7 protein-coding genes are annotated in these 6172 nt (G+C 46.7%); all 7 read left to right on the top strand.

Annotated elements, in window-relative coordinates:
* Positions 1-322: 322 nt before the first annotated feature.
* Positions 323-1141: a stage II sporulation protein R gene (gene spoIIR / locus V8G47_RS19145; RefSeq protein WP_336201474.1), complete on the top strand. Its 819-nt coding sequence runs from the start codon at positions 323-325 to the stop codon at positions 1139-1141.
* Positions 1142-1272: 131 nt separating this feature from the next.
* Positions 1273-1713 carry a GNAT family N-acetyltransferase gene (locus V8G47_RS19140; RefSeq protein ID WP_034765130.1) on the top strand — a complete coding sequence of 147 codons (441 nt, stop codon included), beginning with the start codon at positions 1273-1275 and terminating at the stop codon, positions 1711-1713.
* A 305-nt stretch (positions 1714-2018) separates the two neighbouring features.
* Entirely contained in the window at positions 2019-3059 is a 1041-nt protein-coding gene (locus V8G47_RS19135) for an L-threonylcarbamoyladenylate synthase (protein ID WP_336201473.1), read from the top strand.
* Between the two features lie 105 nt (positions 3060-3164).
* Positions 3165-3719 carry a manganese efflux pump MntP gene (locus V8G47_RS19130; RefSeq protein ID WP_336201472.1) on the top strand — a complete coding sequence of 185 codons (555 nt, stop codon included), beginning with the start codon at positions 3165-3167 and terminating at the stop codon, positions 3717-3719.
* 147 nt (positions 3720-3866) lie between these two features.
* The gene (locus tag V8G47_RS19125) at positions 3867-4304 is read left to right on the top strand and encodes a low molecular weight protein arginine phosphatase (RefSeq protein WP_336201471.1); all 438 of its coding nucleotides are present in this window, start codon (positions 3867-3869) and stop codon (positions 4302-4304) included.
* Between the two features lie 18 nt (positions 4305-4322).
* Positions 4323-5612 carry a methyl-accepting chemotaxis protein gene (locus V8G47_RS19120; protein ID WP_261749295.1) on the top strand — a complete coding sequence of 430 codons (1290 nt, stop codon included), beginning with the start codon at positions 4323-4325 and terminating at the stop codon, positions 5610-5612.
* 115 nt (positions 5613-5727) lie between these two features.
* Complete coding sequence (rpiB, locus tag V8G47_RS19115; RefSeq protein WP_034765248.1) at positions 5728-6171, top strand: ribose 5-phosphate isomerase B; 444 nt, start codon at positions 5728-5730, stop codon at positions 6169-6171.
* The last annotated feature ends 1 nt before the right edge of the window (position 6172 follow it).

Genomic DNA, 6172 nt, shown 5'->3' with positions numbered 1-6172 from the left:
GAAGAAATTAATTATGGAAGTTTCGCAAAAAAATGTTGAATGGAGTACCTATATTCAATTTACAGTTAAGAAAGACAAGTATGGAATTTACACAATATAAAGGACTTGACTTCCCAATCTCCTAATGATCACGTTTATTCTCAAAACCGGCCTACTTATTTTCAAAACCGGGGATTTATTATCAAAAGCACCCCGTTTATTTTCAAAAACAAGATTTTATTATCAAAAAGCCCCACCAACCAATTTTTGCAAACAAAAATGTTATTTTACTAGTTTAAGATTCCCCCCTTTTGACCACACTGTTTACCAAGGGGGAGAGAACATGAAAACAAAACACACAGTACTATTGTATATCTTGATTCTATCATTAGGAACGATTCTAAGTTTATATATACCGAAGCAGGAAATGGCGGCACAGGAGACGATGGTGATTCCGGAAGAGGCGATTCGCCTGCGGATCCTCGCCAATAGTGATCTGGATGGGGATCAGAACGTGAAGAGACTTGTCCGGGATGAAGTCAACAAAGAGATTACGAATTGGGTATCGAATCTGACGTCACAGGATGAGGCGAAAACAGTCATCAAGGAAGGATTGCCGGAGCTTCAGAAGATTGCGGAAGATGTCGTCGCGGCAGAAGGCATGGATCAATCAGTAAAAGTGGAGTTTGGGAAAGTGGACTTTCCTACAAAACTCTATGGTCAGTACCTTTATCCGGCTGGTGAATACGAAGCGGTGTTGATCACACTTGGTAAAGGGGAAGGCGCGAACTGGTGGTGCGTCCTCTATCCGCCACTATGCTTCCTGGATTTCTCTACTGGAAATGCCGTAAGAAGCACAGGATTTGAAACGAAAGTGGAGGCTAGCGGGAATGAAGTGACGGAAGTGGATCCCGAAGAGGCAACTCAGGTGAGTGAGGATGACTCGGAAGATGACGTGATTGCCTATAAGCAAGTCGAAGTGGAAGCGGTAGAAGCAGGTGTAATCGATGAGGTTGAAAAAGAGGAAGTAAAGGCACCGGTTGAGAAAGAGGTAGAAGCTTCGGTAGAAAAAGAAGAACCGGTCTTTGTAGAAGATTCCGAAGAGGAAGAAGTAGAAGTTCGCTTCTTCGTGGTAGATTTATTCAAAGGGTTATTCAATTAAGAAAGCTGCATCCCATGTGGATGAAGCTTTTTTCTTGGCAAAAATTCTATCTTTCTAGCATTCCTTGTTCTAATCTCCTTCTACCTTCATACATTGATATTAGAGGATGATAGAAAAGGGAGGATGAAAGGATGTTGAAAGTGATCCGCCAGGCAACGAATGAGGACATTCATGAAGTCGTGGCCTTCTTGACGAAAGCAGGATTGAGCACGGAAGGCATTAAACATAGCATTGATTGTTTTTTAGTAGTGGAAGATGAGGAAAACCGCTTGATCGGGACGCTTGGAATCGAGGTGCAGGGGAAGATCGGCCTCCTTCGATCACTTGTAGTCACATCTTCATTTGAAAGTGAAGAGTTATTTGCTCTCTTTCAGGAGATTTTAAAGCTTGCGAAAGAAAAGGACCTGAAGCGTCTCTATTTGATTTCCAATCGGAAAGCATCCCTCGCGTTCTTTGACCTGCTGGGTTTTCAACAGGAAGCAGATCCTGTTGTGGATGAGCTGGAGAACTTCATTCATGCAAAAAAGTTATCCACTGTGGATAACTGTATAACAATGAAATTGGATTTATAGATTTTTCGACAAGGATTTTGTCGGGGAATTCAGGGCTGGACCATTCTTATAAAAATGGTTCAGTTTTTTTCGTTTGCAATTCGACAAAAAGTGAGAAGGCGGTAACTATTTCTTTTTTCAGAATTATTCACACCATCCACAGGTTTATCCACAGTTTTCAACAAGTTATACGCAGTTTGTGGATAATACTTGAGAATTCGGGGTGTTTCTTTTATACTTTCAAAAGAATAGAAACTCTTAAATTCAGTATTTGTAGATGAAAAGTGATTAGATTTAGCTTAGTAACATAAAGGTGGATGGCATAGATGATGAAACATTGGATTGTGGAAAGTGATGTGGATAAAAACAAAAGTTATCCACAAATTGTGGATGCAGCGAAGATTCTTCAACAGGATGAGGTGGTGGCGTTCCCGACAGAGACGGTTTATGGACTGGGGGCGAATGCCACATCGGATACTGCGGTGGAAAAAATCTTTAAAGCGAAGGGCAGGCCGTCGGATAATCCACTGATTGTCCACATATCAAATAAAGAGCAGTTAGAGGGTTTGGTCAAAGAGATTCCGTTGGATGCCGCGAAACTCATTGACGCGTATTGGCCGGGGCCACTGACGATCATTTTTAAAAATAAGGAAAACGTCTTTTCCGGAAGGGTGACGGCTGGACTCGATACTGTGGGAATCCGGATGCCGGACCATCCCGTGGCACTCTCCATTATCGAGGCAGCGGGACTTCCGATTGCCGCTCCGAGTGCGAATCGTTCGGGTAAACCGAGTCCGACAACGGCTCAGCATGTGATCGATGACCTGGAAGGCCGGATCGCCGGAGTGGTGGACGGTGGCGAAACGGGAGTAGGGGTCGAGTCGACAGTTGTGGATTGTACGGGAGAAATCCCGGTCATTTTGCGACCGGGCGGTATCACGAAAGAGCAGCTGGAAGAAGTCGTCGGGAAAGTGGAAGTGGATCCTTCCTTGAAAGAAGGTAAGGGTGCCCCGAAATCACCCGGGATGAAATACACTCACTACGCCCCGGATGCGCCTGTATATTTAGTAGACGGGACGAGGGAAGATGTGCAGCGATTGGTGGATGAGAAAAAGGGAGAGGGGCTCAAGGTCGGGGTTCTGACGACGGAGGAACAAATGGATTGGTATCAAGCTGATCTCATCCTCTCCGCCGGACGCCGGGATGACCTGACAACAGTCGCCCAGCATCTCTACGACACCCTGCGTGCTTTTAATAGAAGTAATGTGGATATTATTTTTGCCGAGATGTTTCCGGAAGAAGGAGTCGGGCTTGCGATCATGAACCGTCTTCAGAAAGCTGCCGGTTACCGGGTAATAAAAGGATGATTGTCTTCCCCTATGGTCTTTCATAGGGGTTTTGTTTTGTATTCTAAATCCCTTTGGACGTGCATAAATTGTTTTGTAGGCATGTCCGGAGGAGGAAAAAACAAAATGACAACAATTATCGGCGAACTGATGACCTTGATGTTAATGGCATTTGCTCTTGGGATGGATGCCTTTTCGATCGGGATAGGGATGGGTATGTTCCAGCTGAGATTAAAGCAGGTCTTATATATAGGGTTGGTTGTCGGGGTCTTTCATGTGTGGATGCCGCTCCTCGGGATGATGACGGGGAAGTTTTTATCGGAAACGTTCGGGTCCTTTGCGGGTTACGCGGGTGGTGTCCTGCTCATCGTACTTGGAATCCAGATGTTCGCGTCAAGCTTCAAGGAGGAGGAAACGACCCTCATCTCGCCCGTTGGATTTGGATTGGTTCTTTTTGCGTTGAGTGTAAGCCTGGACAGTTTTTCCGTCGGATTGACCCTGGGGATCTTCGGTGCGAGGACAGCTGCCGCCCTTTTCTGTTTCGGGATCGCGGCTACCGTGTTGACGTGGGCGGGATTATTGATCGGCCGGAAATTCCAGGGGGTGCTCGGAACATACAGCGAGGCACTTGGGGGGAGTATCCTGTTTGCGTTTGGTGTGAAGCTTCTGTTGCCGATTTGATTCTGCTGGTGAAGGTCCGTCCCTCAGGGGGTGGGCTTTTTTTGCTTGGTTCGAGGCTGATCCGATCCTTTCTTTTTGTATTCTTTGTGAATGGACTATTGGGAGATTGGAAAATATTTTATAATAGGTGGTAAGGAGGATGACGTGATGAATATTTTGTTTGTTTGTACAGGGAATACATGCCGGAGCCCTATGGCGGAAGCGGTTTTGAAGCATAAAGGGGCAGATAGGGTTGACGTGAAGTCTGCCGGTGTTTTTGCCATGGACGGAAATGAGGCGTCATATCAGACTAAAGAAGTGCTGAAAGAGAACGATATAATACATAGACATCAATCGAGTTCGCTCTCAAAAGAGAACCTGGATTGGGCTTCCTATATTTTCACGATGACATCGAATCATAAGCGGGCGATTGTGGATCAGTATCCACATGTGGCGGACAAGGTTTTTACATTGAAGGAGTTTGTCCTTGAAGATCCTGCTGACGTGGATGTATCGGATCCGTATGGGGGAAGCGTGGACATCTATAGACATACATACAGGGAATTGGACTCATTGATCGAGGAGTTAATGAAAAAGCTTGGCTAAAGACAGGGAGAGAGAAAGATGGGGAAAGTGAAGAGCTACAAGTCGGGTCTTAGAAAGAAATTGGTCTTCTTTATCACGCTTCTGGCGTTGGTGACGTATACCACAAGTGCCTTTTTTATTTATGTGATCAAACCTGCTTTTGCGCCTGATATGAATGAGCTGTGGTTTACGATCATGACGCTTGGCATGGGAGTATTCTGGTCGGCGGTTCTGGCCTTTTTTGCAGCGGGATTCATCGTCAAACCGCTGCAGCGCTTGGAGCAGGTTGCACTGAAAGCCGCTGAAGGGGACATTGCCATCGAAGTGGATGTACCGAAATCCGATGACGAAATCCGTTCACTTGCACTGGCGTTCAACCGCATGCTGCATAACTTGCGGGACATGGTCTCAAGCATCGATGACAATTTTAACAAAACCAATACGAATGTCATTGAACTTTCCAAGGCATCGGAAATCGCTTCTACACAGGCGTATTCGATTTCCAAAACGATCAGCGAAATCTCAGCAGGTGCCGAAAGCTCGGCAACGGCGATTCAAACGACGGCTGAATCCGTGGAGGATGTCATCCGGATCGCCCGGGAAGTACAGGATCATTCGAAATCATCCGAGCATATGTCGAAAAACATGGTGACGGAGCTTCAGGGAAGTAAAGAAGTGATCCATTCCCTCGTTGAAGGCATCAATCGGCTGGCAAAAGGGAATGAAGATTCGCTGGACGCCGTGCGCAGACTCGAAGACAATGCGAAAAAAGTGGAGCAGATCATCCAATTGGTCGGGGACATCGCGAACCAGACCAATCTTCTTGCCTTGAATGCTTCCATCGAAGCGGCACGTGCCGGGGAGCATGGGAAAGGGTTCGCCGTGGTCGCAGAGGAAGTCCGGAAACTGGCCGATGAAAGTGGAAAAGCGGTTCAAGGCATTTCGGAACTGATCAAGAATATCCAGACAGAAGTCGGGAACGTTGTCGGGCAGATCACGACCCAGGTGGATTCTGCCAATACAGAAGCACAAAAAGGAACGCAGACGAATGAAATGATTGAAACCATGACGACAACGATTCATGAAGTGGCAGACGCAGTCCAGAATATCTCGGTCCTCGTCGATCAGCAGATGGACAGCATCCAGCTCACTTCCCAGCAATCCCAGGAAGTCGCCGCCATCGCAGAAGAAACATCAGCCGGTGCCATGGAAGTATCAGCTTCCACGAAAGAACAAGCGGTCGTCATGAATGACGTCGAAAAGCTTGCCCTTAACCTGAAAGAACAGGCAGAAGCACTGAAAAGCACGATTACACGTTTTCATTTATAAAATCGAGCGGGTGTGAGGGACGGACCTCACCCCGTTTTTTCATGCTGAAAAGCTTTATATAATGAAGAGGATGTGGCAAAATAAACGTATCAAAGGTTATGGGGAGTGGGAGAAGATGAAAATTGCGATTGCGTCGGATCACGGCGGAGTGAATATTAGAGAAGAAATCAAGTCATTAATGGAAGAAATGGGACTTGAATATGAGGATTTCGGCTGTGAATGCGGTACATCCGTCGACTATCCGGACTACGCCGTTCCCGTTGCGGAAAAAGTGGCAAGCGGTGAATTCGATCGTGGGATTCTGATCTGCGGTACGGGAATCGGCATGAGCATCTCTGCCAATAAAGTGAAGGGGATCCGCTGCGCCCTTGTGCATGATGTCTTCAGTGCAAAAGCGACCCGCGAACATAATGACAGCAACATGCTGGCCATGGGGGAACGCGTCATCGGTCCGGGACTGGCACGTGAAATCGCCAAAACGTGGCTTGGCACCGAATTCGAAGGCGGCCGCCATGCAAATAGAGTCGGAAAGATCACGGCATACGAGGACAAACAATAAG

It is taken from the genome of Rossellomorea sp. LJF3, assembly GCF_037046045.1.
GTDB lineage: Bacteria > Bacillota > Bacilli > Bacillales > Bacillaceae_B > Rossellomorea.
The sequence above is the reverse complement of the archived record's forward strand: the minus strand, read 5'-3'. Positions and strand labels throughout refer to the sequence as shown.

Bases quoted from the DNA above. Each gene is read 5' to 3' on its own strand.
- V8G47_RS19140 (WP_034765130.1), top strand. From the start codon at position 1,273: ATGTTGAAAGTGATCCGCCAGGCAACGAATGAGGACATTCATGAAGTC.
- V8G47_RS19120 (WP_261749295.1), top strand. From the start codon at position 4,323: ATGGGGAAAGTGAAGAGCTACAAGTCGGGTCTTAGAAAGAAATTGGTC.
- V8G47_RS19130 (WP_336201472.1), top strand. From the start codon at position 3,165: ATGACAACAATTATCGGCGAACTGATGACCTTGATGTTAATGGCATTT.
- rpiB (WP_034765248.1), top strand. From the start codon at position 5,728: ATGAAAATTGCGATTGCGTCGGATCACGGCGGAGTGAATATTAGAGAA.
- spoIIR (WP_336201474.1), top strand. From the start codon at position 323: ATGAAAACAAAACACACAGTACTATTGTATATCTTGATTCTATCATTA.
- V8G47_RS19135 (WP_336201473.1), top strand. From the start codon at position 2,019: ATGATGAAACATTGGATTGTGGAAAGTGATGTGGATAAAAACAAAAGT.
- V8G47_RS19125 (WP_336201471.1), top strand. From the start codon at position 3,867: ATGAATATTTTGTTTGTTTGTACAGGGAATACATGCCGGAGCCCTATG.